The organism is Methylocystis sp. SC2, from assembly GCF_000304315.1.
Taxonomy (GTDB): domain Bacteria; phylum Pseudomonadota; class Alphaproteobacteria; order Rhizobiales; family Beijerinckiaceae; genus Methylocystis.
This window is the reverse complement of sequence record NC_018485.1, coordinates 3,400,264-3,426,472: the sequence shown is the minus strand read 5'-3', so window position 1 is coordinate 3,426,472 and position 26,209 is coordinate 3,400,264. Positions and strand designations below refer to the sequence as shown.

Genomic DNA, 26,209 nt, shown 5'->3' with positions numbered 1-26,209 from the left:
GCACGGCTGCTATAGACGATGGCTTGATCGGCTCAAATCGCCCCCACGTCGAGGCCCGCCGCGACGAGCATCCCCAGTTCGCGGCATGCGTCGACGAAGTCCTCCCGCCATTCGCCGCGGCAGATGAGCGGCTCGCGGACCGCCCGCCAGCGCAGGCCCGTCGCGATCGTCTCGACGCCGCGCCGCGTTCCTGTTCCGTCGTGGCCGGCGCGAATATAGAGCGCGTAAGGCAGGCCCTGGGTGCGCTCCAACAGGGGATAGTAACAACGGTCGAAGAAGTCCTTGAGCGCGCCGCTCATGTAACCGAGATTTTCGGTGGTTCCGAGAATGACCGCCTGCGCGGCGAGAACATGCTCGGGCGTCGCCGCGAAGGGGCAGAGCGTCTCGACCTCGACGCCCTCGGGCGCCCGCGCGCCGGCGGCGACCGCGTCCCTCAGCCGCTCGGTGTTGCGCGACGGCGCATGCGCGACGATGAGCAGGCGCTTGGGCAATGAGCGCGGCTACCAGGGGTGGAATTCAGGCACGTAAATGATTTTCAAGCAGACCGCCAAAGCCATGACCGCAAGCATGGCCAGGAGCGCGGTGTAGCCGATCACCGAATAGACCGAAGCGTTGTAGACCGAATCCACCAACCGCAGCGCATATGCCCGCAACGCGCCGTCTCTTTCCGCGACCTGTTTCGCCATGGCCGCTCCTCCTTTGGAAGCGGGCGCGAGTGATTTCGCCCTCAAAATGCAAAGTAGGGACGATCAAGCTGGCGCCAATCCATTTCAAAGGATTATTTGCTGGCGCGCGCTTGTTTGCGACGTGCGGATCTGCGCCGCTCGGCCAGTTCGACGACCTCGGCCTTTTGCGCATCCGACATCGACATCCAGCCGGCGATCTCGGCGCGCGTGCGGCCGCAGCCGACGCACACGCCGTCCTGATCGAGTTCGCAGATCTTTATGCACGGACTGTCGACCATCGGCTCCACTTTTGACTGCGCCGCCCCGGGAGTGAGTCCCGCCGCGCTATAGGATGGCGCGCCGCGCGCGTCAAAAACGCGTGACGGTTCTTCGCGACAATCCTTTTTCTTCTTCGCCAAATCGACTAGATGCGGGCCATGACGACAAAAACCAAGATCTTCATCGACGGCGACGCCGGCACCACGGGGCTCGAAATCCGCGAGCGGCTCTCCGGGCGCGCGGACATTTCGCTCCACGCGCTCCCACAGGAGACGCGCAAGGACGTCGCCGCGAAACGCGACATTCTCGCTTCCGTCGACATCGCGATTTTGTGTCTGCCGGACGACGCGGCCAGAGAAACCGTCGCGCTCTGCGACGCCCTCGGCGCGGGCGGCCCGCGGTTGCTCGACGCCTCCACCGCCCATCGCGTGGCGGAGGGTTGGGTCTACGGCTTCGCGGAGCTTTGCAAGGGTCAGGCGGCGGCGATCGCCCGCGGCCGCAAGATCGCGAACGTCGGCTGCTACGCCACGGGCGCGATCGCGCTCATCCGTCCGCTCGTCGACGCCGGGCTTATCCGGTCGGACCAGCCGCTGACGATCAACGCCATCTCGGGCTATTCGGGCGGCGGACGGCAGATGATCGAAGCCTATCAGCGCGGCGAAGCGCCGCCCTTCGAACTCTATGCGCTCGGACTCGAGCACAAACATGTGCCGGAGATCATGGCCTATTCGAAGCTTTCCGCGCGGCCGCTTTTCGTGCCCTCGGTCGGCAATTTCAGGCAAGGCATGCTGGTCTCGACGCCGCTCGCGCTCGACGCCTTGCCCGGCAAGCCCAAAGCCGCAGATTTCGAGGCCGCCTATGCGCGTCACTACGCCGAGGCGAAACATGTCCGGCACGCGGCTGCGCCGACAAGCGGCAAGCTCGACCCGCTGGCGCTGAACGGAACCGACGATTTGGAGGTCTTCGTCATCGCCAATGAGCCGCGCCGTCACGCCCTGCTCGTCGCCCGGCTCGATAATCTCGGCAAGGGCGCGGCCGGCGCAGCGGTGCAAAATCTCGACCTGATGATGGGGAAAGCGAGCGAATAGTGGGTCGTGAGTAGTGCGCTCAGCTCACCATTCGCCGCTCACTCGGCGTAAGCCGTCGCCCCTCCGGGCAGTTTCGCGGCGACGTCCTCATAGCGGCTGGTGCGCTTGTCCATCATCGTCTCGAAGGCTTCGTGCACCTCCTGGACCGAGCGAGTTTTGAGCCGGCGGCCCTGCTGCTCGTAAAAGATCGGCCTGTTGGCGCGCGCCGGCCTCGGCAGCAGCGACGCCGCCGACGTGTGCGGCGCCTCGTCCATGGTCCTCATGAAGCGCTCGGCGTCGTCCGGTCCCAGGAAGTGGATCAGGTAGGTTTCGCCGCGGGTCAGCGGACGGCCGAGCTTCTCGGCGATCCTGGCGCTGTCCTTTTTAAGCATTTCGGCGGCGAGAACCGCGGAAAGATAGGGATCGTTGCGCAGGCCCAGGATCTGCGCCCGCTTCTGTCCGCTGACGCGCGCCGAATCGTCGCTCGCGATCACCGCCGCCGTCTCGCCATGCCCATGGCGCCAACCGAAGGTTTTCATCGCCTTAAGCCAGGTCTTCTCGACGAATTGGAAGAGCCCGCTGGCGGACGACGTCCGCGCCTTCGCCGTCGAGGAGAAATTCGACTCCTTGTCCGCGATGGCCATGAGCAGCGCCGGGTCCATTTCCGTCGTCTGCGCCGCCTTCACGACGCGCTCGACGATTGACTGATGCACCTTGACGGACCCGAACCGCATCACGCCCGGCGCGTCGAAGGCGTCGTCGCTCCCCAGCCGATGCGACCAGGTGAGCGCCGCCTGGTCCAAAGAGAAGTCCGAATCGAGCGCCGTATCGTCATCGGCGGATTGCGTCAGCGTCGTCAGCGTGGTCAGCGGAGAGGCGGCGACGCGGACGCGTGAAGCGCGCGCGGCCCGCTCCGGACGACGAGTCGCGTCGCGCTCAGCGGTCATCGCCAGGACAGCCAGCACGGAAAGCAGGGTCGCGACGCAAAGCGCGCGCAACAAAGGCGAACAGGATTGATCAAGCAGTAAGCACGGCAAGGTCGCGCTGGGCGACGCCTTGGAGTGCCGGCCGGAGCGAGGCGACGCGACCTTCTGGTCTTTAGAAGGCGGCGGGGCGTTCGTCAGCGGGACGGTCATGCTTCGCGGTTTCTCCACAATTACGCAAAGTTTGCGTAAACAGAAGGTTACCTGCGAGGCGGGGCGAAAGATCGGCGGCCGGAGCCTTGCTCGCGCCATAATTACGGCCGCGCCACAGACGAGCGGCAGCCGTAAACTCATGCATTACAATGGATTGCGCAGACAGGCCCGTCGCCGTCGCCACAATGACGCCATCAGTCGAAACGCGGACTCGCGGCGGCGGCGTCTCGAAACGAAGCGGGTGTCTCTAAAAGAGATTCGAGACCTTGGAGAGCATGCCCTGGAGCAGATGATATTCGGGGCCGGCGGTCGGCGTCGTGCGGCTGATGAAGTCGATCGGCTTGCCGTCCTCCATGCCGTAATCGGCCACGCGCTGAACCTTCTTCGACTTGTCGAAGTAAACCGCATAGACGCGCTGATCGGTAATATTCTGCGGCATGAAGGCGAATTGGCGCTCAATACGCTGGCTGACGTAATACCAGGCGTCGCCGCCGACCGTCGACGTCGTGGAAGGGGTGCCAAGGGTCGCCATCACCTGCTGCGCCGGCATGCCAGGCTTGATCTGCCCGGTGCTGCGCGAATCGAGCACGGCGCCGCGGGTGACGACGCCCTCATACCCGAGACAAGCGGAAAGCGAAGCAGCGAGGCCGGCCACGGCCGCTAAACGAGAAACGACGCGCAAAGCCTGCGCCATGAATATCTCCGAAATCATCCGCCGCGGCGCGCCTGCGCCCGGTCGATAGTCCCTCGCCAAATCCGTAATCTTCGAACGCAGCGAAAGCAAGACGCTCTTCTTGCGCTGCACAGCGCTGGCGTCCGTGCGCCGACGCACATATCTGGTTCTGTGGAACGCCCGCGACATGGAGACAGCGCGACATGGAGACAGCGCCATGACCAACACTTTCGACTCGCATCCGCCGCTTTCGCGCCGTCTCGCCCTCTCTGAAGTGCCCCCCGAAGGTCTCGACGTCGACATCCGGGCGACGCCGCTCGAATGCGCCGCACTGGCGCGGCACAATGCGCTGCCCGCCGTCCATTCGCTTCAAGCAGAGCTGCGCGCGCGGCGGCGCGGCGACGGATTGGAGATCGAAGGCGCGCTGCGCGCGAGCATTCGGCAGACCTGCGTCACGACGCTCGATGAGTTCGATTCGGCGCTTGTCGAACCCATTCGGATGCGCTTTGCGCCGCCGCCAGACGAGGCGCCGCGCGGCCGAGGGCGAGATGAAGCGGTGACTGAAATTACGCTCGACGAGGATCCGCCTGATCCGTTGATCGGCGGCGTCGTCGATCTCGGCGCCGTGGTTTCGGAGTTTTTTACGCTGGCGCTTGATCCCTATCCTCGCAAGCCAGGTGCAAATTTCGTCGAACCGCAGCCGGACGACGGAGCTCAGGCCGTCTCCCCTTTCGCCGCCCTGGGACGGCTCAAGCCGCGCCGCGAGGCTTGAGCCGAGACAGAATAGGCACTTGCGCCTATGGCCAGCAAATGGCAAGTCGCCCGCAAGGGCGGGAGCGCGCACGCGCTTCTCGGACGCGTCACAAAGGCCGGCCAAGAGTTAAGGCGGCGAATCCAGGCGCGCAGTCGGGAGAAACGAGTTAAATGCCGCAAACTGTTCGGATCGCGCTCGACGCGATGGGCGGCGATTTTGGCCCGAAGGTGACCATCGCGGGCGCGGCCAACGCGCTCGAACGGCGTCCCAACAGCCGCTTCCTGCTGATTGGCGACGAGCCGGCGATCCGCGCCGAGCTTGAGCGTCATCCGCGCCTCGCCGATTGCGCCGACGTGCGCCACTCTTCGGTGTCGATCCGGATGGACGACAAGCCGAGCCAGGCGCTGCGCTACGGAAGGCGGGTCTCGTCGATGTGGCTCGCGATTGATGCGGTCAAGAAAGGCGACGCCGACGTCGCCGTCTCGGCCGGCAACACCGGCGCGCTGATGGCCATGGCGAAAATCTGCCTGCACACGATGGCTCGGGTCGACCGGCCCGCCCTCGCCTGCCTGTGGCCGACGCTGAGGGGCCAGTCGGTGGTGCTCGACGTCGGCGCCTCGATGGGCGCCAACGCCAGCCATCTCGTCGACCTCGCGATCATGGGCGCGGCGATGGCGCGCGTCATTCTCGGGCTCGAGCGCCCGACGGTCGGCCTGCTCAATGTCGGCACGGAAGAGATCAAGGGCATTGAGGAGGTGAAGGCCGCCTCGACCATGCTGCGCGATCTCGCCCTGCCAGGTTTCGATTACCGCGGCTTCGTGGAGGGCGACGGCATCGGACAGGGCGCCGTCGACGTTGTCGTCACCGAAGGCTTTACCGGCAATATCGCGCTCAAGACCGCCGAAGGAACCGCCGCGCAGATCACCGCCTATGTCAAAGAGGCGATGGGCGGCACGCTGCTCGCCAGGCTCGGCTATCTTCTCGCGCTCGGGGCCTTCCGCCAGCTTCGCGCCAAGATGGACACGAGGGCGACGAACGGCGGCGTGTTTCTTGGACTTCAGGGAATCGTCATCAAGAGCCACGGCGGCGCCGATTCGGTCGGCTTCGCGCGCGCCGTCGAGATCGGCCATGAGGTGGCCGGCAGCGACCTGCTCAATCGTATTCGCGACACAGTCGCGCTGGCGCACAGCCTCGAGGCCCAGGACGGCGCCGCTTCGACCAGTCCTCGCCGGGAAGCCGCTCAGTGACGACAAGCATGCCTCACCTGCGTTCCGTCGTTCTCGGCGTCGGCGCCTATCTCCCGCAAAAAACCCTCACCAATGACGAGCTCGCCAAGCGCGTCGACACGAGCGACGCGTGGATTGTGCAGCGAACTGGAATCAAGGAGCGCCATATCGCCGCGGAAGGCGAGACGACGTCGATGCTCGGGGAAATGGCCGCGCGCGATGCGCTCGCCAATGCGGGAATCGCCGCCGACGACATCGACCTGATCGTCGTCGCGACATCGACGCCGGACTGGACCTTCCCGTCGACCGCGACGCAGATTCAAGCGGCGCTGGGCATTACGCGCGGCGTGGCGTTTGATCTGCAGGCCGTCTGCTCGGGATTCGTTTTCGCCGTCGCCACGGCGGAGAAATTCCTGCGTTCGGGCTCGCACAAGCGCGCGCTTGTGATCGGCGCCGAGACGTTCTCCCGGATCATCGATTGGACCGACCGCACCACCTGCGTGCTGTTTGGCGACGGCGCCGGCGCGATGGTGCTCGAGGCGCAGCCGTCGCAGGGAGGAGCCGACGAACGCGGCGTGCTGACCACTCATTTGCGCTCTGACGGACGCCATCGCGCGAAACTCCATGTCGACGGCGGCCCGTCCGCGACTCAAACCGTCGGTCATCTGCGCATGGAGGGGAAAGAAGTGTTCCGCTTCGCCGTCGGCCAAGTCACCGACGTCGTCAAGGACGCTTTCGCCGCGACCGGGCTGACCCCCGAGGATCTCGATTGGTTCGTGCCGCATCAGGCCAATCGCCGAATCATCGACATGTCGGCGCAGAAGCTCGGGATTGCGCCGGAAAAGATCATCGCCACCGTGCATTTGCATGGCAACACCTCCGCCGCGTCGGTGCCTCTGGCTTTGGCGGTCGCCTCGGCGGACGGACGAATCAAAGCGGGCGATCTCGTCATGCTTGAAGCCGTCGGCGGCGGCTTTACCTGGGGATCGGCGCTGATACGCTGGTAAGCTGGCGTAATACAACAGCTATTTTAATGTAAGCAAATATTGGCTGGAAATATTACACGCGCGGTTACAACCTGCGCTTGATTTCCGGATTCAATTCTGAAAAATTCTGACGATAGCCGGTGGCGAATACCCGCTGTGGGCGGGTTTCGGAGCGATAACGCGCCGCCCCTGATAGCGCCCCGTCGTCCCTCCCGGCGCGCTCCGAACAGCCCACGACCGTCGTTTTTGATGAATTATAAGGCAGAAGATGGCCAAGGGGGACGCAACCGCTAAGCCAAACGGCGAAGCGACAGAAGAGCGCATGGCGAGCGGGGGCACCGTGACCCGTTCGGACCTTGCAGACGCAATCCATCGGAAAGTCGGAGTGCCGCGGGCGGAGTCCGCGAAATACGTCGAAATGGTGCTGGAAGAGATCTTCGAGCGCATCATTGCGCGCGAAGATGTCAAGCTCTCTTCCTTCGGCGCCTTTGTTGTGCGCTCCAAGAAAGAGCGGCTGGGACGCAATCCGAAGACGGGCGCAGGCGCCAAGATTTCGGCGCGGCTGGTCGTGTCCTTCAAGCCGTCCAACATCATGCGCGCGAGAATCAACGGCGACGAGTGACGCTTGCGGCTTCGGGCGCGCCGACCCGCTTGACAAGCGTCGGCGCGCCATGCGCCAAGCATGCATGGCCAAAAGCCGCGCGGTCTATGTCTGTCAGAACTGCGGCGCCGTCGCGTCGCGGTGGCAAGGTCGTTGCGACTCCTGCGGCGAGTGGAACAGCCTCGTCGAAGAGTCGGAGGCCGGCGCGCCCGCCGTTTCCCGCCGCGCCGCGCGCGGCCGCGTCTTCGAACTCGAGGGGCTCGCTGGCGAAGGCCGGTCCGCGCCGAGAATTGCGACGGGGATCGACGAATTCGACCGCGTCACCGGCGGCGGCTTCGTGCCGGGCTCGCTGCTGCTGCTCGGCGGCGAGCCGGGCATCGGCAAATCCACCCTGCTCATTCAGGCCTGCGCGACTCTGGCGCGCCGCGGCGCGCGCGTCGTCTATATCTCGGGCGAAGAGGCCGTCGCCCAGGTGCGCCTGCGCGCGACCAGGCTCGATCTCGCCGATGCGCCGGTGGAGCTCGCCGCCGCAACCCAGGTCGAGGACATTCTCGCCACCTGCGCGACAGGCGCCCGCCCGGCGTTGATCGTGATCGATTCGATACAGACGATGCACACCAACATGGCGGAGTCGGCGCCTGGGACGGTGACGCAGGTGCGCGCAAGCGCCCAGGCGCTGCTGCGCCACGCCAAGACGACAGGCTCGACGATCGTTCTCGTCGGCCATGTCACAAAGGACGGGCAGGTCGCAGGGCCGCGCGTGGTCGAACATATGGTCGACGCCGTCCTGTCCTTCGAGGGCGACGGCGCGCATCATTTCCGCATGCTGCGCGCCTCCAAGAACCGATTTGGCGCGACAGGCGAAATCGGCGTCTTCGAGATGACCAGCCTCGGCCTCGCTGAAGTCGCCAATCCTTCGGCGCTTTTTCTCGCCGGCCGCGACTCTGGCGCGCCGGGCGCCGCGGTCGTCGCCGGCATGGAGGGGCAGCGTCCGCTGCTGATCGAAATCCAGGCGCTCGTCGCGCCGAGCTCCCTCGGCACGCCGCGACGCGCCGTCGTCGGTTTCGACCAGAATCGGCTCTCCATGATCCTGGCCGTGCTCGAAGCGCATGGCGGGCTGAAGCTTGGCATGCACGACGTCTATCTCAACGTCGCAGGCGGATTTCGGGCCCATGAGCCGGCCGCCGATCTCGCCGCGGCCGCCGCCCTCGTCTCGTCGCTCACCGGCGCGGTCCTGCCGCCCGACATGTGCTTTTTCGGCGAGATCGGGCTCTCCGGCGCCGTGCGGCCCGTCATTCACGCCGGCATGCGCCTGCGCGAGTCGGGAAAACTCGGGTTCCATCTCGCCGTCGTCCCGCAATCGCAGCAAATTTCCGATGACGGGCGCGGCGCCGGCGTGACGATCCGTCCCTGCGCGGACGTCGGCGGCCTCGTCGCCGCCATCGCCCGAATTTCGACGCGCGAAAGAACGATCGCGCGCGGCTAAAGAGGTCTCGCGCATTAGTGTTTCCGGCTGGCCCCAAGATGCGTTAGAAGGCTGCCAGTGCGAATGCGAAACGCCTGCCGGACCGACGCTTGGCTGCCTGCGGCGGCGCAAAGTCGACACAGGTTCTGGAGAGGGTCGTACGGATGTCGCCCGCAAGGCGGCCAACAGCCCGTTCAGAAGCGTTCAGAGCTCGGGGCGAACAAGCAAGGGGCTAGCGATGCCGTCATATCTTGATTTGGCTGTGATTACCGTCGTTCTGGTTTCGGGGATGCTCGCTCTTTTGCGCGGCTTCACCCGCGAAGTCCTGGCAATCCTGTCCTGGGTTGCGGCGGCGGCGGCGGCGTATTTCTTTTATCCGCTCGCCCTGCCCTACATCAAACCATATGTCAGCAAGGACGAGATCGCTCTCGCGGCCGCCGTGGCCTCGGTGTTTTTTGTCGCTTTGATCGCTGTTTCTCTGATCACGGTGAAGCTCTCGGACGTCATTCTCGATTCGAAGGTCGGCGCCCTCGATCGCACGCTCGGCTTCCTGTTCGGCGCCGTGCGCGGCGCGCTGCTCGCCGTCGTCGCCTTTGTTTTTTACAGCTGGCTGGTGCCCGAAACGAATCAGCCCGAATGGATCAAGGACGCGCGCGCTAAGCCCTTCCTGACGGCTGGCGGCGAGAAATTGCGGGAAATGCTGCCCGACGACATCGACAGCCTCGTCGCCAAGATCAAGGCGAAGAAGGGCGCTCCGACGAATGAGGAGCCGCCGGCCGACGTCGAGCCGGACAAGATTCAGCCTGCGCCGACCGACGCAAGCTCGGAAACTCCGGCTGAGGCGCCAGCCGAGTCGGCGCCTCAATCGGGCGACAAGCCTGAATGATGGTCTTGCGGTTGGGCCCCGCCGCTGGCACATATGACGGGAATGCGACGCCAGGGCGCTTGGGAGTGCTGAGCGGCGGCGCGTCACGGGGGACAAAGCATGACGGAGGCCGCCGAGGATCTTCAACGATCCTCATCCCGCGAGATTGACGCCACAGACGATCTCGACGGCGACAGGCTTCGCGAATATTGCGGCGTGTTCGGCGTCTTCGATCTGCCGGACGCCGCAGCGATCGCCGCCTTGGGCTTGCACGCCCTGCAGCACCGCGGCCAAGAGGCGGCCGGCATCGTCACTTTCGACGGCGGCCGCTTTTATGGCGAGCGCCGTTTGGGGCTCGTCGGCGACCACTTCTCTCAGGAAAGCGCCATCGAACGCCTGCCGGGCGCCGCCGCGATCGGCCATGTCCGCTACGCCACGACGGGCGAAACGATGCTGCGCAACGTGCAGCCGCTGTTCGCGGAACTGAACACGGGCGGCTTCGCGGTCGCCCACAACGGCAATCTCACCAACGCCCAGACGCTGCGGCGCGAACTGATCCGCGAAGGCGCGATCTTCCAGTCGACTTCGGACACCGAGGTCATCCTTCATCTCGTCGCGCGCAGCCGCAGGCCGCTGCTCATCGACCGTTTCATCGAAGCGCTTCGCTCGATCGAAGGCGCTTATTCGCTCGTCGCGCTCACCAACAAGAAGCTGATCGGCGCGCGCGATCCGCTCGGCATTCGGCCGCTCGTCATCGGCGAATTCAACGGAAAATATATTCTCGCGTCGGAAACTTGCGCGCTCGACATCATCGGCGCGCGCTTCGTGCGCGACGTGATGAACGGCGAGATCGTCGTTATCTCCGAGGACGGCATTCAAAGCTTGCGGCCGTTCCCGCCGCAGCCGATGCGCCCCTGCATCTTCGAATACATCTATTTCGCCCGTCCCGATTCCATCGTCCATGGCCGTCCGGTCTATGAGGTGCGCAAGGCGATGGGCGCCGAGCTCGCGCGCGAGCGCCTGATCGAGGCGGACGTGGTGGTGCCCGTGCCGGACTCCGGCGTGCCGGCGGCGCTCGGCTATTCGCAGCAGTCGGGCGTGCCGTTCGAACTCGGCATCATCCGCAATCACTATGTCGGGCGCACCTTCATCGAGCCGACGCAGATCGCCCGCGATTTCGGCGTGCGCATGAAGCACAGCGCCAATCGCTGCGTCGTGGCCGGAAAGCGCGTCATCCTCATCGACGATTCGATCGTGCGCGGCACGACCTCGGTGAAAATCGTGCAGATGATGCGCGACGCCGGCGCGACGGAAGTGCATTTCCTGATTTCGTCGCCGCCGATCACCAATCCGGATTATTACGGCATCGACACGCCGCAAAAGGACAAGCTGCTCGCCGCGACGCATACGCTCGAGGAGATGCGCGAATATATCGGCTGCGACTCGCTCGCCTTTCTGTCGGTCGACGGCATCTATCGCGCCATGGGCTATGAGCGCCGCGATCCGATCCGGCCGCAGTTCACCGACCACTGCTTCACCGGCGATTATCCCACGTCGCTGACCGACCTCGTCGGCGAAAACCGCGCGCAACTGTCGCTGCTGGCCGAAGCGAGCTGAGCCGATGCGCTGGCCCATGTTCGCATGGCGATTGATGCTGGTTCGCTAGCGAGCGCCTCAGCATTTGCGAGCGAATCTCCTTTCAGTCCAAAATCAAATATCACCCCGCCACCCGACGACTCAGTTGGCGTCGAATTCGGAATAGGGCTATACATTTTCTGTTAGGCCATCGTCATGTCTCAACTGATCATCAACAATATCGACGATACTGTATCCAAACATTTGCGCGCTCGCGCCGCCGAACACGGCCGCAGCGTCGAAGAAGAAGCGCGCGCGATTATTCAGGACGTCGTTGGACTCTTCCCGCCGCCCGCTCTTCCCTCCGGATTGGGTACGCGAATTACAACTCGGTTTCACGAAATTGGCCTCAGCGAACGGGAAGCCGCAGCCTTTGAACTGCCCGGTGAAGAAATCAAACCGGCTGAATTCGATTGATCATCGTTGATACAAACGTTCTTTCCGAATTGATGCGCTCGGAGCCCTCGCCGCGCGTTCGAACACGGGTCGACCGTCAGCGATCTGAACAACTCTGGACGACATCCATTACGGCGATGGAGCTGTATCAAGGCGTCGCAAGGCTGGGCGACAGCGAACGCAAGAACCGGCTCATCGCAGCGATCTACACAATGCTGAATGAAGACTTCGCGCAGCGCATCGCGAGCTTCGATCTTGAGGCGGCTTTGGCCACCGCCTCGGTTGCGGCGGAGCGCCTCAAGATTGGTCGTCCGATAGAAATCCGGGACACCCAAATCGCAGGGATCGCGTTCTCTCGCAACGCATCGATTGCGACGCGCAATGTGCGACATTTTTCGGGCCTGCCAATCGAGCTCATCAACCCCTGGGACTTCACTGGCGGATAATTCTTGAGTCCTTCACTTTCCCCCCGCATCGCTCTTGTCACCGGCGCCTCGCGCGGCATCGGACGCGCCCTCGCGCTGGAGCTCGCCCGCGAGGGCGCGCATGTCGTGGCGCTCGCGCGCACGCAGGGCGCGCTTGAAGAACTCGACGACGAGATTCGCGCGCTCGGCGGCGAGGCGACGCTCGTTCCTTGCGATCTCGCCGATTTCGACGCGCTTGACCGTCTCGGCGCGGCGCTGTTCGAACGCTGGGGCAAGCTCGACGCCTTCGTCGGCAACGCAGGCGTTCTTGGCCCTCTGTCGCCGCTCGCCCATGTCGATCCGAAGGATTGGAATCGCGTCATCGCGGTCAACGTCACCGCGAACTGGCGCCTGATCCGTTCCCTCGATCCGCTCCTGCGCGCGTCAGGCGCCGGACGCGTCCTGTTCATCACCTCAGGGGCCGCGCATCGCGAGACGATGAAGCCGTTCTGGGGCCCTTACGCGGTCTCGAAGGCGGCGCTCGAGGCGATGGCCCGCACCTACGCCTCCGAGAGCGCCGGCGACGGCGTGACGGTCATGCTCGCCAATCCGGGTCCGCTGCGCACCCGCATGCGCGCGCAGGCGATGCCGGGCGAAGATCCGATGACGCTCAAAACGGCCGAGGAATTCGCAAAAAAATGCCTCGCGCCGCTGGCGCCGGCATGGCGCGAGAGCGCGAGGCTTTATGATTTCCCCACCGACAGGCTGCTGAGTTTCGCCGCGCCGGTTTAGTGGCCGTGGCGATGATGATGATGGTGTCGGCGGCGCGGCATGGGCGGCGGCGGCGGCGGCGGGACATAGGTGAGCGTCAAGCGCTCCACGCCCGCGGTCCAGCCCACGCCGGAGCCAGCTTCCACTTGGAAAGGCTGGAGCGAGAAGGTGTTGTCCGACCCGCCGACGAGGATCGCGCCGCCGCCGCCGACCCCGATCTTGGCCGAGACTTCGGGGCCCATGTAGGCGCCGGCGAGAGCGCCGGGACCAATGTGGTCCGTCGCCGCGACGACGCCCCACGCGAGTTCGCCAGGTCCATTGATCGTCACATTGGCGCCGACCTTGGTCAGAGCGCCCACGTAATGCGCCGGAATCGCGCCTTCCGCGTCGTCGCGATAGATGCAGTCCATCTGCTGATTTTCGACCAAAACACTGATGCCATTCCCCAGCAGCCGGCATTGCAGGGTGCCGACGCGATCGCCGGCAAATGCGTTCGCCGGCGCCAACAGCGCCAACATGCAGGCGCCGGCCGCGACGCGACCCATTCCAAACTTCAGCATCCAGTCCTCCTCTTGCTGATCCGCGACAACCGCGCCTGTCCTGCGGCAGCCGCGCCTGAAGCGGAGCCGCGAACGCATGCTTTGCAGTAACACGCCCTGCAGTACAGAACATGGGCCGAATTGCAACAGCGCCGCTCCAGGCGGACACAGAACAGACATCTTGCTGGAAGCATTCCATGCGCGGCCGCACGCGCCTCGCGGGACCTGCGCTTTTTTGGCCACGCTTTTGCAGCGCTTGCAAAGGCCGCGGAAGTAACCGATTTTAACTGAAATCGACTAAGCCCAGGCCCATCGGTGACGAATTCTCATCCGCTTCCCGTTCTCGTCGACGCGGGACTGTCGCAGTCCGATGTCGAAGCGCTGCGCGCCGCCGTCGCGGCGTTGGAAAGACATAGCTTTGCGACGCGGCTGGCGGGATTGGCGAGCCGACAGCTCAGTTTTGGCGCGCTGACGCTGCCGCCGCGCCTGCAGGCGGCGGTCGCCGCCGCGACGCAAAAGGCGCTCGCCGGGGCGATGAAAATGGCCTTGGCGAGCCTCGACGCGCAGCCAAGGAAGGACACGGTGCGGATTCACCGCCGTCTCGCGGCGCTCACCGGCGGCGTCGGCGGCGCCGTCGGGCTTGCGAGCCTGCCGATCGAACTGCCGGTGTCGACGACGATCATGCTGCGCTCGATCGCGGAAATCGCGCAGGCGGAGGGAGAGGACCTGCGCCACCCGGGCGCCGCCCTCGCCTGCCTCGAAGTTTTTGCGCTGGGCGGCCCCTCCGCCGAGGGAAACGTCCTGGAAGGCGGCTATCTCGCGCTGCGCGCGCTTCTCGCAAAATCCGTGTCCGACGCGGCGCGCTTTCTGACCGCCCGGCAGGTCTCCAGCGAGGCGGCGCCTGCCTTGGCGCGTCTGATCGGTGCGATCGGGGCGCGTTTCGGCATGGTGGTTTCGCAAAAGACCGCGGCGCAGGCCGTGCCGGTGATCGGCGCGATCAGCGGCGCGGCGATCAATGTCGCCTTCACCGAGCACTTCCAGAGTCTCGCGCGCGGCCATTTCATCGTCCGCCGACTGGAGCGACTGTATGGCCCTGCGGTGGTGCATGCCGAATACGCCAGGATCGCCCGCGCCGAGGGCTATTGGAACGATCCGTCGCAGGCGGCGTGAGCAACGATGAGTGCGTGATGGATCACGCTGCATTTGGGGAATGTCCGAGTTTGAATTTCGCCTTTGGGCGGAACGCGGAAACATTTGGCTGGCGGGCAGATGTTCGCTTCGCGCAAATATGCACCGCGGAGATCGCTGGGGCGTGAGAAATCGCGCAGACTTACAAGGTACAAGGCATAGATTTTCCCTTGTCCTTATCCTAACCTTAAGGTTTGATCTCGATGGCGAGATACTTAGCATCGTCACCCATCAATCGCGTGTCGCGCACGGCTACCCAACGGTCGGCGGGATAGTACTTGCCACACACGAATACTGTGGTGTTCGCGGCCCCGGTGGGCTTTTGGATGGCTCCATTCAGGAGCGATCCTTTGCGCCGAAAGAGATTGTGTATGGCGCTGCCGCGTCCGCTATCTGACCAAAAAACACGATCACTCGTGAGCATGACACAAATGCCTGTGTCCGCGTGACCCGCGCGAAGGATGCCCTCAACAAAGGCGATGTCGTTGCAAAAGTCGTAAAGCGTCTCTGGATGACGCCCGTTGAGTGGAACTTTCAGTTCAATGGCGGTCGTTTGGCCGTTGTTTCTAATGAGAAGGTCAAGGTTCGATTTCACGGGACAAGTGGAGCCTTCAAGCGGTGCAATGACAAACGGTCTTTCAAATTCGACCTGCGCGCCCTGCGCTCGGAAAAGGCAGGCAAGCTCAAGCTGCAAGGAGCGTTCGTTGTAAATCGGGCCGCAAGATTCCGGCACCTTCTCGAAGAAGGAAGCGAGAAAGCTCTCCATTGTATACCCCTCGCCCTGTCCGGCCATTCAGTGGTACGCCCGCCACGACGGTACAGCAAGGCTTCCGAACATGGCCCACATCAAGACTTTTGCATTAAGCATCGAAGCCTTGAAAATCGGGGCCTTGGCGCGTGCAAAAGTTTGTTGCATAAGTTGAGCGGCATTTCATCCAAGATTGTGCCCTTAGGAATGACTGAGTCGGCTCAAATCAAACTATTCATCATCCGCTCGGCGGGGCGACTGTTATGGGTCGTACGCCGAAATTCAAACCGACATACGACCGGCATTTGCACGAACTCGCACAAATGCGATGACGCAATCGATCTCAAAAGCGTTGAGCGCGCTTTGCGCGAAAAACCAATCTCCGCTGTTGCGCGAGCCGCGATCCCTGGCGACGTGGCGACACAAGCGATGCGAATTCCGCGTGATCCTTTCGGTCGGAGCTTGTCATTCCCGGCAGGCCGCAGGCCTGACCGGGAATCCAGAGCCGATCCAAGAACGCTGGTTCTGCTCTGGATTCCCGATCGCGCTTCGCGCGTCGGGAATGACAGCCGAGCCGTTTAAATCGACATCGTATGAATCGTTCGAACGCGCGCGCCCCTCTCCCCGCTTGCGGGGAGAGGGTTAGGGTGAGGGGCTTGGGGCCTTTCGCCGTGCGCTGGAAACGCCTATGGGCTCAAAGCCGCGATCGGCGTCCCTGTTCCTTTCCCCGGCCCCTCACCCCAGCCCTCTCCCCGTGAACGGGGAGAGGGGGCTCGCGCCCAATCGAGTCACCTATATCCGCGCCTCGCCTAACGCATACGGCGCAGCGCCTCGGCGAGATGGCCGATCTGCTTCGTCGTGGCGACGCCGGCTTCGTTTTCTTCGAGCAGGACGAAGTCGGCGCCGGCGAGGTTTTCGTCGAGTTCTTCCGATGTCGCCGCCAGCCGCTCGCCATTCGAGGCGTCGCCGGGCGGGCGCCGGTAATGACCGAGTTCGATTCCATTGTCCGCGGTGCGCATATAGAACCAATAGTCGATTTGCGGCGGACAGGGCGCGAGCGTCGCCGCCGCCAGAACCTGATGCAGAAAGCTGCCGCCAAGCGCGAGCAGCCGCGGCGCGCGCGCGCAATCGCCCTTCTCCCCTGCCCTGCCGATCGCCGCGGTCGGATAAGACGCGTCGGGCCACAGAAGATTCAACAGGTCCAGCAGGTCGCGGTCGGTGCCGAGGGCTTCGGGCGCCGGCGCTGAGGTAAAATCGAGCGCGCCGACGGGAGACGTTGGCGCCGCGCGCGTAACCTCGCGCATGGCGAGCGCGCCGCCAACGCTGTTCCAATGCGAGCCGCCGCGCGGAAACAGCGCGATCTCCTGTCTGGATTTTTCCGCGTCGATGAGCGCCGGGCCGTCCACATAGCGCACATGCGATTCATCGAGCGCCGTGCGATAGGGCGCGAGCTTGTCGGGCATCGATGTCGCGCGCGAAGCGCATGGCGCGGACTTCGGAAGGTCTTCCGCATAGCGCGCCGCCTTGGACGGCGAAATCAGATAGACGAAGCTCTTTCCGCGCGCCTGCGTCATCTCCTGAATATCGCGCAACGCCGAAGACCATGCTGCGACGCGGGCAGGATCGAAGCGGCCGTCACGCGCGCAAAATTCGTCGATATAGATATCTTCATAGAGCTGGCCGTTGCGGCCGATCATGACGCCGGGCGCGGCCGAGCCGCCGAACAGCGAAAAGACCAGCTGATTTTTCGCGCGTACGGAAATCGGAAAAACCGGCGACATTCGCCCAAGATTTGTCGACACCGCCTTTTGCGTCTCTCCCGAAAGAAAAGCGTCGAGCGTCCAGGGCGCGGGCTTTGGCTTGGCGACGCCGGCGAGCGGCCAGGCGCTGCGGATGCGCAGCTTCGGCCAATCGCGCTCGACGGCGAAATTCCACATATTGGCGAGGAACAGAAAGGCGATGAAGCCCGCGCAGCCAAAGATCGGCAAGCGCGCGAAGCTGAGCGACTTGAAAAAGGCGCGCGCGAAAGAGGTCGGCGCCGCCGCTCCCAATTCCGCTTGATCGTTTTCGACGCGCTTGTCCATGTCGGCTCGATCGCCCTCGCGCTTTCAAAAGCGAAAGTAGATGAACGGCTTGAAGGGATCGGCCAGTCCCTTCGCCAAAGCCGCAAGAAAGAGCATGGAAAGCGCACTGTTCGACGCCAAGGCGTAGCGCTGCGCCGCGCTTCCCCAACTGAAATCCTTGACATAAAGCGACAGACGCTGCGCGGCGCAGATCGCCGCGGCGATCAGCGCCACGACGACATATTCTTCCGGAATGGCGAGCGGCGCGCTGGCGTGCGCCGTCGGATTCGCCATCAGCGCCAGCAGCGCGCCCGCTTGCGTGAGAGAGGTCGCGCGAAAGAATGTCCAGCCGACGATGACGACGATCATCGTGACGATATTGGCGAACCAGTCCGGCAACCGCTGAAGGCTTTTCACCAGAAACAGCCGGTCGAGCACGAGGAACACGCCATTATAGGCGCCCCAGGCGATATAGGTCCAAGCCGCGCCGTGCCAGAGTCCCGAGGCGAAGAAGCAGATCCACAGATTGAGATAGGTGCGCGCTTCGCCGCGCCGATTGCCGCCGAGCGGAAAATACAGATATTCGCGAATCCAGCTGGTGAGAGAAATATGCCAGCGCCGCCAGAAATCGGTGATGCTCGTCGCGACATAGGGCATGTTGAAATTTTCTAAAAGCCGGAAGCCGAACATGCGCGCGAGCCCAATCGCCATGTCGGAATAGCCGGAAAAATCGAAATAGATCTGGAAGGTGAAGAACAGCACGCCCGCCCAGGCCTCGGCGAAGCCGAGCGCGCTGACGTCATGCGCGAAGATCAGATCCGCGCCGCTCGCCAGCGTATCGGCGAAGAGCAGCTTCTTCACGACGCCGAGCATGAAGCGCGAAAAGCCGATGACGAAATCATCGACGTCGGCGTGCGGCATTTCGTCGAACTGGCGCGCGATGTCGTGATATTTGATGATCGGCCCGGCGAGGAGCTTGGGGAAGAAGAAGACGTAAAGCCCATAGAGCAGCGGCCGGCGCGCCGGCGCCGTGACGCCGCGATAGACGTCGACGAGATAGGTGATTTTTTCGAAGACGATGAAGCTGACGCCGATCGGCAGCGCGATCTGGGGAATGTTGATCCCCGGCAGCGTCAGCGCCTTCAAGAGCGCGTCGAGATTGAGCGCCAGAAAGCCCGTATATTTGTAGTAGACGAGGATCGCGAGATTGGCGACGACGCCAAGCGCGAGCCAGAGCTTGCGCGTGTCATTCCCGGCAGGCCGAAGGCCTGACCGGGAATCCAGAGCAATCACCGCCTCGCTGGCAAGTCTGGATTCCCGATCGCTTCGCTCGCGCGAAGCGTCGGCTATGACGGCGGGATCGCTGATGGATAGAGCGGCGATCCTTCGCGCCACATAAAGATCGAGCGCGACCGAGGCGAAGACGAGGAAGATGAAGACCGGCTCGCTCCAGGCGTAAAAGACGACGCTTGCCGCAAGCAGGATGAGGGCCCGCCGCGCGCGGACTTCTCCAAAGAAGAGATACAGGAGGTAAACCGCCGGGCCGAACAGAAACAGGAACAGCGGCTCGTAGAAAAGCATGAGTGTCCTGCGTTCGACGGCGCGCCGGCGCGAGCGCGAAAGCCTGCGGCTTCTACCAAAAGCGCTCCGGTGGAGCAAGAAACGGCCCCGAAGGTCGCAAGAAGCGGCGCCGCCGCTCTCCCTTCGAAGTCGGCGACAGCCGACTTCGAAGGGAGAGGGAGCAGGTTGCGCCAGTCATCAGAGCTGCGGACCGCTCACCTGCCAAGCAGTTCGACGCCGGCCAGACGGGCGAACTTGCGGTCGAACGTCACCGTCCTCTGGCACCGGCGCGACCTGCCCACCTCATGAATGATCGCGTCGACAAGATCGACGCTGGAATGATTCAGGGCGGCGCGCACGGCGTCTGCCTCATCCACGACGATTTGCCGCGTATCGAGCAGCGCTTTGATGATCGAAACGAGGTCCGCTCTCGTCAAATTATAGCAGGTTTCGAGCACCCAGATGATCTCGCAAAGAACGATCGTCGAAATGAAACCAGGATCGCCGGCCGTCAACGCCTCTTCGATAAATCGCGTCGCGGCTTTGGCTTGCTCGCGGTCGTCCTGGGCGAGGTAGCGCACGAGCACAATTGTATCGAGCGCTATCACTTTTGGCGGGCGCGGCTTCGGATCGCCATTTCCATCGCCTCAAGCGTGACCGGCGTCGAAGGCGACGGAACAACGCCTTTGAGGCGTCGTATGTCTCCGGAGGCGGCGCGAACGAGAAAGGCGTCGCCGCTTGTCTGTTCGAAAACCAGACTGTCGCCAGTATGCACCCGCAAGGCTCGGCGCACCTCGGCGGGCAGAGTGATCTGACCCTTGCTGGTCAGGGTCGCCTTCGACATTAAGGCCAGTTCCTTCTCGTTGCCTCCTTACTTATTGTAAGGAGGCCTGAATTTCAACCGGAACTCACAAGCCCGGGTCGCTTGCGCCGTCGGCGCGCAGCGCCTATCACCCCGCCATGGCCGCTGATTTTTCTCCCTCGTCGGATTTCCTGCGCGCGCTGATCGCGCGCGGCTTCGTGCATCAATGCTCTGATTTCGAGGGGCTGGACGAGAAGGCGCGCTCGGGGACGCTTTCCGCCTATATCGGCTTCGACTGCACGGCGCCCTCTCTCCACGTCGGCTCGCTGCTGCCGATCATGATGCTGGCCTGGCTGCAGCGAACGGGCGGCAAGCCCCTGCCGCTGATGGGCGGCGGCACCACGCGGGTCGGCGATCCTTCGGGCAAGGACGAGAGCCGCAAGCTGCTCACCGTCGAGCAGATCGACGCCAACAAGGCGTCGATCCGGACCGTCTTCGAACGGTTCCTCACCTTTGGCGACGGCGCCGCCGACGCGCTGATGCTCGACAACGCCGATTGGCTGGCGGGGTTAAACTACATCGACTTCCTGCGCGACGTCGGCCGCCACTTCTCCGTCAACCGCATGCTGACGATGGATTCGGTGAAGCTGCGGCTCGAACGCGAGCATGAACTCTCCTTCATCGAGTTCAACTACATGTGCCTGCAGGCGTACGATTTCGTCGAGATCAACAGGCGCTACGGCGCGCTGCTGCAGATGGGCGGCTCGGACCAATGGGGCAATATCGTCACCGGCCTCGATCTCGGGCGGCGCATGGGCTGCCCGCAACTCTATGCGCTCACGTCGCCGCTGCTGACGACGTCCTCGGGCGCCAAGATGGGCAAGACCGCGGCGGGCGCCATCTGGCTCAACGCCGACATGCTGTCGCCCTATGACTACTGGCAGTATTGGCGCAATACGGAAGACGCCGACGTCGCCCGCTTTCTAAAACTCTTCACCTTCCTGCCGATGGAAGAGATCGCCCGCCTCGCGGCGCTGCAGGGCGCCGAGATCAACGAGGCGAAGAAGACTCTCGCGACCGAAGCGACGGCGCTTATTCACGGCCGCGCGGCGGCGGAGCAGGCCGCGGAAACGGCGCGCACGACCTTCGAAGAAGGCGCGCTCGCGCTGTCGCTCCCCAAGGTCGCCGTTTCGGCCGAGGAAATCGCCGCCGGGCTCGGGGTGCTGACCGCCTTCGTCAAGGCCGGTCTCGTCGCGTCGACCGGCGAAGCGCGACGCCAGATCAAGTCCGGCGGGCTGCGCGTCAATGATGCGCCGGTGACCGATGAGCGCGGAATCATCGGCGAAGCTGAGTTTGCGCGCGAGGGCGTCGTCAAACTCTCGCTCGGCAAGAAGAAGCACGTGCTGCTAAAAAAGAACTGATCTAGCGGCGTCCCATCGCTTCACCAAACCGATTTAAGCTCCATCACTTTGATAAACCTCGTTGGGTCGCATCAGTTAAAGTCTTGTCGGTCGAGGACAATATATTCGGCACCAATCGTTCCGAGAAACCCGCAAGGAAGCTCCAAACGATGAGCAAGGCGAGAGACTCACTGGGCAGCACAATTCGCCAAGGCAAGCCTGTCACGCTTGCGGTCGGCGTTGTTGACGAAAGCTGCGCGCCATTTTTGTTCCCGGGACTCGGTTGAACTTCCGACGGCCATTCCACGACGGAAAATCCCAGCTCTTTGAACTTCGGGAAGAGATTGCCCTGAATCAGACCTGACTGGAGAAAAAAGAAAACGAACAGCGCCCCGCTCATTCCGACAATGCCCCGAAAAAGCATGTACAGTGGGCGCTTCGCCTCTGCTAATGCGTCCAAACTCAAAGTATTCGCATTCGATTGCAACGCGCTGAGACGGGAGAAAAACGCGCCAAACAATCCGGCCGAAAGCGCCGTAAACAGCGGCAACCACTCCCACGCTCTTGGGTCGAAGGGTTTCCCGAAGAGAGAAAAGATATAAAGAGCCAAATAGGGGGCGACGAATAGAAACGCCGACCCGAATACAAACATTGTTGCAAGTCTTATTGCGCCGATTTGAAGCGGCCGAGCGGAGAATTTTCGCTGCGAAGCCCAATGCAACTCTTCTAACGCGTCCAGCAGCAGCATCCGGGCACGTTGTACCGAGCCGGAGTCGGATTTTAGCTTAAATGTGACGCCGACGTTGCCGCCGTCCCCGTTTTCCTTCTCCAGAAGTTCGGCCTTCCCTCGGTCGAAGGATTCCTTCAGCTTGCTGGCGCTCGGCAATCCCTCATCAATGGCTTGTCTGGTGCGTCGAGCCAATTCCGTGAAGAGCGCCTCCTGTGGCTGAATTAGCGCAATCAGTCGTTCGAGCTGGTAAGCCTTGTTCCAAAGCTCATGCGTTGAATAGCGAATTTTCTCAGAAGCCGAGGGTGAAAAATCTTTCAAGCCCTCGGCAATCATTTTTGCCAAGCTTAAAGAATTTGCATCATTCACCAAATTTGGAACTGCCGCCCTCAACCGAACTTCAATCATGCTCAAATGCAGAGCCAGCATAGGATCGATTCCACTGCAACTCGCGGTATTGAAAAGGGGTCTTTGGAGCAGCTCTGTTATGTTCTCGGGACGATCTAAGTCACGCCCCGTATTCGTAATGTCTGTCATTGCCGTAACACCTTGCTGAAAGACAGTTATATTGATGGCGTTCCGAATAATTGCAAGCTGATTTATCGACAATCCTACACGCCCGTTCGCCGAAGCGAAATCATAATCTCCCCGCTACCGCTCCTGCGGCATGCGCGCGGTGCCGTCGATGACGCCCATGATCTTGCGCATCAAGCCGGGAGCGATCGCCGAGAGCGGATTGACGTTGATCGAGGGCGATGAGAGCGCGCCATAGAGGCGATAGCTCAGCGCAAAGACGCCCTCATGCTGTCCGCCGGCGAGCACGACGCCGACCACCGGAATATTCGACAACAGATTGTTCAACGCATAGGCGGGCACATATGAGCCCACAAGGTCCAGCCGCTCGCGCGGGAAGTCGATGTAGCCGTCGAAGGTGAGGCCGATCTCGGGACCCGACAGCACGCCGTCGCGCACGGTAAGCTGTCCGCCCGACCAGCTGAAGTCGCTCTCCAATCTGCCGACGCGAACGAGGTCGGGATCGAAGCGGTAATTGCCGCGATCGTCCGCGCGCGCCGTTCCGCTTTGCGCCATCAGCTGGCGCACGGTCGGTTCGCCGCGCACGAAGAAGTCGCGAATGCGCAAAGCGCCATCGGCGCGGTTCTGACTCAGCTGTACGGTCGCGGTCAGGGCGCCGCTGTCCATCTTCCGATAGATGTCGAAGAAGGAGAGCAGCGAGCCGCCGTCATTCGTCGCGATTTCGAGTTGCGACTGATTGTCCTGACCCCGCCCCATGCCGACCGTGAGCTGCTCGCGGCCGAAAAAGCCTTTAAGCGCCACTCCGCGAGGCTTGCCGCCGCGACGCTCCAATTTCAGTTCGACGTTTGTGAGAATTTGCTTGCCGTAGCCGGTGACGATCGGCGACTTGAAGTCGAGATCGAGGTCGTCGACGCTGCCCTTGCCGCGGTCGGCGCGCATCAATCCCTGCATGATCGGACGGGCGTCGAAATTCGCGCCGCGCGCGACGATCTTCACCATCTCGCCGCTACGCAGCACGTCGGCGCGCATGTCGTCTCCGGGCGAGAGCCGCGCCTGCGCAAGACGGGCCGCGCGGAACGCGCCGTCTCTGCCGAATTCGATGACGCCCTGCGCTTGGGTCGGTCCCGCGTCGAACACGAATTGTTCAAGCGACATCGCCTCGCCGTGGCGCGTCAGCGTGAACGACGACTTTCCCGGCTTTCCCGCCGGCTTCACCAGGCCCGGGAGCGGATTGTCGAAATTCGTCCGGGTGAGATCGAGTTCGATCTGCGTATCGACGTTCTCAACCGGGATCGGCGTGCGTATCGTCGCCAGAATCGGGCCGCTGACGCCGGCGACGGCGTAGCCGGCGCGCTGGCGCGCCGCATCGTCAAAAGTGAATGCGACCTGCGCCTGCGCCGGACCCTTGTCGCCAAAGCCGCGGCGCACGTCGAGGGTCGCCGGCGCGCCAAAGAGTCGGCCGGTTCCGCTCACGCGCAGTCCGGCCCGGTCAGCGATGATATGCAGCGCGCCGCTCTCGAGCTTCTCCCGCCCGATCAGCTTCTCGATCACAAGGTTCGACGTCGTCGCGTCGATGGCGAAAGTCGTGGCCGCGTCGCGCGCCGTCGCCCCTGTCTCGAAATCGACGCGCAGCCGACCCTCGATGGTTCCCTTCAGCGCGCCCGCCTCCACGGGGATAGACGCGTGTTCGGCGATCGCCCGCAATGCGAGCAGGTCGGAGACGGCTTCGACGTCGCCGCCAACCGTCACCTCGACCATCGCGGGCGTCGGGCGCAGCGCGCTGTCGGCGACCAGGAAGCGGCCGGACGATAATGCGAGGCGTCGACCCGGCCCGGTCTCCATGGCGCCTGAGGTCGCGTCGAAAGACGCCGTCTGGCCGGTGATCCGCAGTCGTCCGCTGATGCCGGAAAGCGGCGCCATGCCCGGCAGGATGTCGGAGACTGTCGCGTCGACGATGTCGCCCTCGGCGAACAGCGAGCGATCCGGCGGCGCCTGCTCGTAGCGCATCGCGTTCAGCGCCGCGCCGTCGAAGTCGGCGGCATATTGGGCGCGCTTCAAGACGCCGACCGGCACATGATCGACGAACCAGGTGCGCACGGACGGCGCGACATGGGTGGGCCACAGGCGCGCGAGCGCGCGTATCTGCGTCTCCTCGATGCCCATCTTGAGTATGACGCGGATGTCGTCGCGCCAACTCACCGCGCCGTTGAGGTTGACGTGCGCATCGGGACCGTCAAAGGCGAATGTGTCGAAGGCGATCTGGCGTTCGTCGCGAAACAGGCGCGCATTGAGCAGTCCGTGGTCAATGCGGACATTTTTCTCTCCCGCGCGCTCGGGCGCGACCACGGTCGGCGCTTTCAGGCGCAACGCGATCGTCCACGGCCCGTCCAGGCGCGCCGCATCGGCGATGGTTCTCGCCCCCTCGGGCGGGCGCGCGTCGCCGACCACGGTCATGTCGAAACCGCCGGCCTTGAACACAAGCGGCGCGATCGCGACCTTGCGCGCGGCCCGGTCCCAAACCGCGACGCCGGCGATTTTTTCGATCATCACCGGCTCGTGATCCGGCTCGTCAAAGCGGAAATAGCCCCGGCCAATCTCCATTTGACCCGACGCTTCGAGCACCTCGTCGCCCGGACCAAGCGCGAATTTCAGGTCGAAGGAGAGCGGCGCGTCAGTGTCGAAGCGGGTCGTGCGGAAGCCGCCGGCAAGCGAAATCTCGTCGATCGAAAAATTGCGAAACTGCGCGTGGAAATCGCGCCGTCCCCCCGGCGCGCCCTTTGCGACGGCGACGGCCGTCCAACGCCCCGAGGGGCCATTGGCCGCCGCCGAGAAGCGCATGCCGGCGCCGCCCTTATCGAGGCTGAGCGTCACGTCTTCATAGCGGATGGCGCGATCGATCGTGCGGTCATCGATGGTGAGCCGGCCGTGCGCCACGCCGAGGCGATCGAGCGCGGCGATTGGACTGTTCGGGCTCGTGGCGAAGTCCATGAGCCCGCGCAGGGCCCCCGCCGCGTCGCGCAGCAGAGTCACGCGTTTCGAGCCGGCGCCGTTCGCCGGGGCGCCGGGCGCGATCGCCGGCGCCCCCGTCGGAACGGGTTGCGCGCCGGCGGAAATCACGACGGCGCCGTCCGGGTTGACCGACAGGCGCAAGTCCAGATCGAGAACCTCGAGCCGGCGCAGCTTTATGCGGCCGATCAACAGGGAGCGAAGGTCGAGCGCCAACTCCGCGCGCGGCGCCGCGACGATGGGACGACCGTCCTTCTTCACAATGAAATTGTCCACGGACAGCGTCGGGCCGTGATCGCCATTGCCGATCGCGGCGGCGCCCAGCGAGAATTCGTATCGGCCGCCCGCGAGTTCATCGAGCGATTCGACGATGCGCGGGGCGAGCCACGCGAAGGTGATGGAGCCTTGCGACAGCAGCAGGAAGAAACCGCCGAGCGTCAGCGCGCACAGCAGCGTCGCGGCGAGTCCGCTGAGCATGAGCAGGCGGGGAAGTCCGCGGCGCGGCGCCCAAAAACGCGGCGGCCGCCACGCTGCGCGACAGGCCTGCTGAATCGCGCGCCGCGCGCTATCGACGACGACTCCGCCGCCGCTAGGCTTGCGCCCCGTCCTGTCGGTCAATTGGCCTCGCTCTCGGCTCGATAGCAGCGCCGACGCAGGCAATCACGCCGGTCTTGCCGGCTGGCGCGCGGTCTGCATTCTAGGCGCTGATTTTAGCTGCA

Annotated in this window: 26 protein-coding genes; 13 read left to right on the top strand and 13 right to left on the bottom strand. The window is 63.7% G+C overall.

Annotation, left to right across the window (positions count from 1 at the left end; translation table 11 throughout):
* Positions 1-32 precede the first annotated feature (32 nt).
* The 3 genes from BN69_RS16570 to BN69_RS16560 all read right to left on the bottom strand — a co-directional run bounded on the left by BN69_RS16570 (position 33) and on the right by BN69_RS16560 (position 964).
* Positions 33-491, bottom strand: coding sequence for a flavodoxin family protein (locus BN69_RS16570; RefSeq protein WP_014892801.1), 459 nt, complete (start codon positions 489-491; stop codon positions 33-35).
* Positions 492-500: 9 nt separating this feature from the next.
* Complete coding sequence (locus BN69_RS16565; RefSeq protein WP_014892800.1) at positions 501-686, bottom strand: hypothetical protein; 186 nt, start codon at positions 684-686, stop codon at positions 501-503.
* A gap of 92 nt (positions 687-778) precedes the next feature.
* On the bottom strand, positions 779-964 hold the full coding sequence (locus BN69_RS16560) for a DUF1289 domain-containing protein (protein WP_014892799.1): 186 nt from the start codon (positions 962-964) through the stop codon (positions 779-781).
* 138 nt (positions 965-1,102) lie between these two features.
* Between BN69_RS16560 and argC the strand changes: the two genes are divergently transcribed.
* Positions 1,103-2,032, top strand: coding sequence for an N-acetyl-gamma-glutamyl-phosphate reductase (gene argC / locus BN69_RS16555; RefSeq protein ID WP_014892798.1), 930 nt, complete (start codon positions 1,103-1,105; stop codon positions 2,030-2,032).
* A gap of 38 nt (positions 2,033-2,070) precedes the next feature.
* Here the strand turns inward: argC and BN69_RS16550 are convergent, their stop codons facing one another.
* Together BN69_RS16550 and BN69_RS16545 are read right to left on the bottom strand one after the other, a co-directional pair.
* Positions 2,071-3,147, bottom strand: a complete 1,077-nt coding sequence (locus tag BN69_RS16550) for a transglycosylase SLT domain-containing protein (protein ID WP_041927020.1) — start codon at positions 3,145-3,147, stop codon at positions 2,071-2,073.
* 247 nt (positions 3,148-3,394) lie between these two features.
* A complete protein-coding gene (locus BN69_RS16545) occupies positions 3,395-3,841 on the bottom strand; it encodes an outer membrane protein assembly factor BamE (protein ID WP_244434982.1) in 447 nt (148 codons plus the stop codon).
* 196 nt (positions 3,842-4,037) lie between these two features.
* Between BN69_RS16545 and BN69_RS16540 the strand changes: the two genes are divergently transcribed.
* From BN69_RS16540 to BN69_RS16495, 10 genes are all read left to right on the top strand, one after another.
* Positions 4,038-4,592: a YceD family protein gene (locus BN69_RS16540; protein ID WP_014892795.1), complete on the top strand. Its 555-nt coding sequence runs from the start codon at positions 4,038-4,040 to the stop codon at positions 4,590-4,592.
* A 152-nt stretch (positions 4,593-4,744) separates the two neighbouring features.
* Positions 4,745-5,821, top strand: coding sequence for a phosphate acyltransferase PlsX (gene plsX / locus BN69_RS16535; RefSeq protein WP_014892794.1), 1,077 nt, complete (start codon positions 4,745-4,747; stop codon positions 5,819-5,821).
* Positions 5,822-5,829: 8 nt separating this feature from the next.
* Positions 5,830-6,807, top strand: coding sequence for a beta-ketoacyl-ACP synthase III (locus BN69_RS16530; protein WP_014892793.1), 978 nt, complete (start codon positions 5,830-5,832; stop codon positions 6,805-6,807).
* Between the two features lie 301 nt (positions 6,808-7,108).
* Positions 7,109-7,408 (top strand): integration host factor subunit alpha, encoded by a 300-nt coding sequence (locus tag BN69_RS16525; protein WP_244434981.1) that lies wholly within the window; start codon positions 7,109-7,111, stop codon positions 7,406-7,408.
* A gap of 64 nt (positions 7,409-7,472) precedes the next feature.
* Entirely contained in the window at positions 7,473-8,873 is a 1,401-nt protein-coding gene (gene radA, locus BN69_RS16520; RefSeq protein ID WP_014892791.1) for a DNA repair protein RadA, read from the top strand.
* Between the two features lie 217 nt (positions 8,874-9,090).
* Positions 9,091-9,738 (top strand): CvpA family protein, encoded by a 648-nt coding sequence (locus BN69_RS16515; RefSeq protein ID WP_014892790.1) that lies wholly within the window; start codon positions 9,091-9,093, stop codon positions 9,736-9,738.
* A gap of 99 nt (positions 9,739-9,837) precedes the next feature.
* Complete coding sequence (purF, locus tag BN69_RS16510) at positions 9,838-11,334, top strand: amidophosphoribosyltransferase (protein ID WP_014892789.1); 1,497 nt, start codon at positions 9,838-9,840, stop codon at positions 11,332-11,334.
* 174 nt (positions 11,335-11,508) lie between these two features.
* Entirely contained in the window at positions 11,509-11,769 is a 261-nt protein-coding gene (locus tag BN69_RS16505) for a FitA-like ribbon-helix-helix domain-containing protein (RefSeq protein ID WP_014892788.1), read from the top strand.
* Positions 11,766-12,194, top strand: a complete 429-nt coding sequence (locus tag BN69_RS16500) for a type II toxin-antitoxin system VapC family toxin (RefSeq protein WP_014892787.1) — start codon at positions 11,766-11,768, stop codon at positions 12,192-12,194. The genes BN69_RS16505 and BN69_RS16500 overlap by 4 nt, the downstream gene beginning before the upstream one ends.
* A 3-nt stretch (positions 12,195-12,197) precedes the next feature.
* Entirely contained in the window at positions 12,198-12,944 is a 747-nt protein-coding gene (locus tag BN69_RS16495; protein ID WP_014892786.1) for an SDR family NAD(P)-dependent oxidoreductase, read from the top strand.
* On the opposite strand, the gene BN69_RS16490 is transcribed toward BN69_RS16495, so the two are convergent.
* Complete coding sequence (locus BN69_RS16490; RefSeq protein WP_014892785.1) at positions 12,941-13,483, bottom strand: DUF992 domain-containing protein; 543 nt, start codon at positions 13,481-13,483, stop codon at positions 12,941-12,943. The two genes, BN69_RS16495 and BN69_RS16490, sit on opposite strands and share 4 nt — an antisense overlap.
* A 294-nt stretch (positions 13,484-13,777) precedes the next feature.
* Between BN69_RS16490 and BN69_RS16485 the strand changes: the two genes are divergently transcribed.
* Positions 13,778-14,632, top strand: a complete 855-nt coding sequence (locus BN69_RS16485) for an EcsC family protein (protein WP_014892784.1) — start codon at positions 13,778-13,780, stop codon at positions 14,630-14,632.
* A gap of 205 nt (positions 14,633-14,837) precedes the next feature.
* On the opposite strand, the gene BN69_RS18585 is transcribed toward BN69_RS16485, so the two are convergent.
* The 5 genes from BN69_RS18585 to BN69_RS16460 all read right to left on the bottom strand — a co-directional run bounded on the left by BN69_RS18585 (position 14,838) and on the right by BN69_RS16460 (position 19,865).
* Positions 14,838-15,416: a hypothetical protein gene (locus BN69_RS18585; protein ID WP_148277155.1), complete on the bottom strand. Its 579-nt coding sequence runs from the start codon at positions 15,414-15,416 to the stop codon at positions 14,838-14,840.
* Between the two features lie 791 nt (positions 15,417-16,207).
* Positions 16,208-17,482, bottom strand: coding sequence for an alginate O-acetyltransferase AlgX-related protein (locus BN69_RS16475; RefSeq protein ID WP_014892782.1), 1,275 nt, complete (start codon positions 17,480-17,482; stop codon positions 16,208-16,210).
* 24 nt (positions 17,483-17,506) lie between these two features.
* Complete coding sequence (locus tag BN69_RS16470; RefSeq protein WP_014892781.1) at positions 17,507-19,042, bottom strand: MBOAT family O-acyltransferase; 1,536 nt, start codon at positions 19,040-19,042, stop codon at positions 17,507-17,509.
* 194 nt (positions 19,043-19,236) lie between these two features.
* The gene (locus BN69_RS16465) at positions 19,237-19,629 is read right to left on the bottom strand and encodes a PIN domain-containing protein (protein ID WP_014892780.1); all 393 of its coding nucleotides are present in this window, start codon (positions 19,627-19,629) and stop codon (positions 19,237-19,239) included.
* Complete coding sequence (locus BN69_RS16460) at positions 19,626-19,865, bottom strand: AbrB/MazE/SpoVT family DNA-binding domain-containing protein (protein ID WP_014892779.1); 240 nt, start codon at positions 19,863-19,865, stop codon at positions 19,626-19,628. Before BN69_RS16460 ends, BN69_RS16465 begins: the two co-directional genes overlap by 4 nt.
* Before the next feature lie 116 nt (positions 19,866-19,981).
* Here BN69_RS16460 and tyrS point away from each other — a divergent pair, with 116 nt between their 5' ends.
* Entirely contained in the window at positions 19,982-21,244 is a 1,263-nt protein-coding gene (gene tyrS / locus BN69_RS16455; protein WP_014892778.1) for a tyrosine--tRNA ligase, read from the top strand.
* Positions 21,245-21,287: 43 nt separating this feature from the next.
* On the opposite strand, the gene BN69_RS16450 is transcribed toward tyrS, so the two are convergent.
* A complete protein-coding gene (locus BN69_RS16450) occupies positions 21,288-22,379 on the bottom strand; it encodes a hypothetical protein (protein WP_014892777.1) in 1,092 nt (363 codons plus the stop codon).
* Positions 22,380-22,601: 222 nt separating this feature from the next.
* Positions 22,602-26,108 (bottom strand): AsmA-like C-terminal region-containing protein, encoded by a 3,507-nt coding sequence (locus tag BN69_RS16445; protein ID WP_014892776.1) that lies wholly within the window; start codon positions 26,106-26,108, stop codon positions 22,602-22,604.
* Positions 26,109-26,209: the final 101 nt, after the last annotated feature.

Coding starts and splice junctions, on each gene's coding strand:
- plsX (WP_014892794.1), top strand. CDS start 4,745: ATGCCGCAAACTGTTCGGATCGCGCTCGACGCGATGGGCGGCGATTTT.
- BN69_RS16530 (WP_014892793.1), top strand. CDS start 5,830: ATGCCTCACCTGCGTTCCGTCGTTCTCGGCGTCGGCGCCTATCTCCCG.
- argC (WP_014892798.1), top strand. CDS start 1,103: ATGACGACAAAAACCAAGATCTTCATCGACGGCGACGCCGGCACCACG.
- BN69_RS16545 (WP_244434982.1), bottom strand. CDS start 3,841: ATGGCGCAGGCTTTGCGCGTCGTTTCTCGTTTAGCGGCCGTGGCCGGC.
- BN69_RS16540 (WP_014892795.1), top strand. CDS start 4,038: ATGACCAACACTTTCGACTCGCATCCGCCGCTTTCGCGCCGTCTCGCC.
- BN69_RS16475 (WP_014892782.1), bottom strand. CDS start 17,482: ATGGACAAGCGCGTCGAAAACGATCAAGCGGAATTGGGAGCGGCGGCG.
- BN69_RS16490 (WP_014892785.1), bottom strand. CDS start 13,483: ATGCTGAAGTTTGGAATGGGTCGCGTCGCGGCCGGCGCCTGCATGTTG.
- BN69_RS16550 (WP_041927020.1), bottom strand. CDS start 3,147: ATGACCGTCCCGCTGACGAACGCCCCGCCGCCTTCTAAAGACCAGAAG.
- radA (WP_014892791.1), top strand. CDS start 7,473: ATGGCCAAAAGCCGCGCGGTCTATGTCTGTCAGAACTGCGGCGCCGTC.
- BN69_RS16560 (WP_014892799.1), bottom strand. CDS start 964: ATGGTCGACAGTCCGTGCATAAAGATCTGCGAACTCGATCAGGACGGC.
- BN69_RS18585 (WP_148277155.1), bottom strand. CDS start 15,416: ATGGAGAGCTTTCTCGCTTCCTTCTTCGAGAAGGTGCCGGAATCTTGC.
- purF (WP_014892789.1), top strand. CDS start 9,838: ATGACGGAGGCCGCCGAGGATCTTCAACGATCCTCATCCCGCGAGATT.
- BN69_RS16450 (WP_014892777.1), bottom strand. CDS start 22,379: ATGCTGGCTCTGCATTTGAGCATGATTGAAGTTCGGTTGAGGGCGGCA.
- BN69_RS16505 (WP_014892788.1), top strand. CDS start 11,509: ATGTCTCAACTGATCATCAACAATATCGACGATACTGTATCCAAACAT.
- BN69_RS16470 (WP_014892781.1), bottom strand. CDS start 19,042: ATGCTTTTCTACGAGCCGCTGTTCCTGTTTCTGTTCGGCCCGGCGGTT.
- BN69_RS16565 (WP_014892800.1), bottom strand. CDS start 686: ATGGCGAAACAGGTCGCGGAAAGAGACGGCGCGTTGCGGGCATATGCG.
- tyrS (WP_014892778.1), top strand. CDS start 19,982: ATGGCCGCTGATTTTTCTCCCTCGTCGGATTTCCTGCGCGCGCTGATC.
- BN69_RS16525 (WP_244434981.1), top strand. CDS start 7,109: ATGGCGAGCGGGGGCACCGTGACCCGTTCGGACCTTGCAGACGCAATC.
- BN69_RS16515 (WP_014892790.1), top strand. CDS start 9,091: ATGCCGTCATATCTTGATTTGGCTGTGATTACCGTCGTTCTGGTTTCG.
- BN69_RS16460 (WP_014892779.1), bottom strand. CDS start 19,865: ATGTCGAAGGCGACCCTGACCAGCAAGGGTCAGATCACTCTGCCCGCC.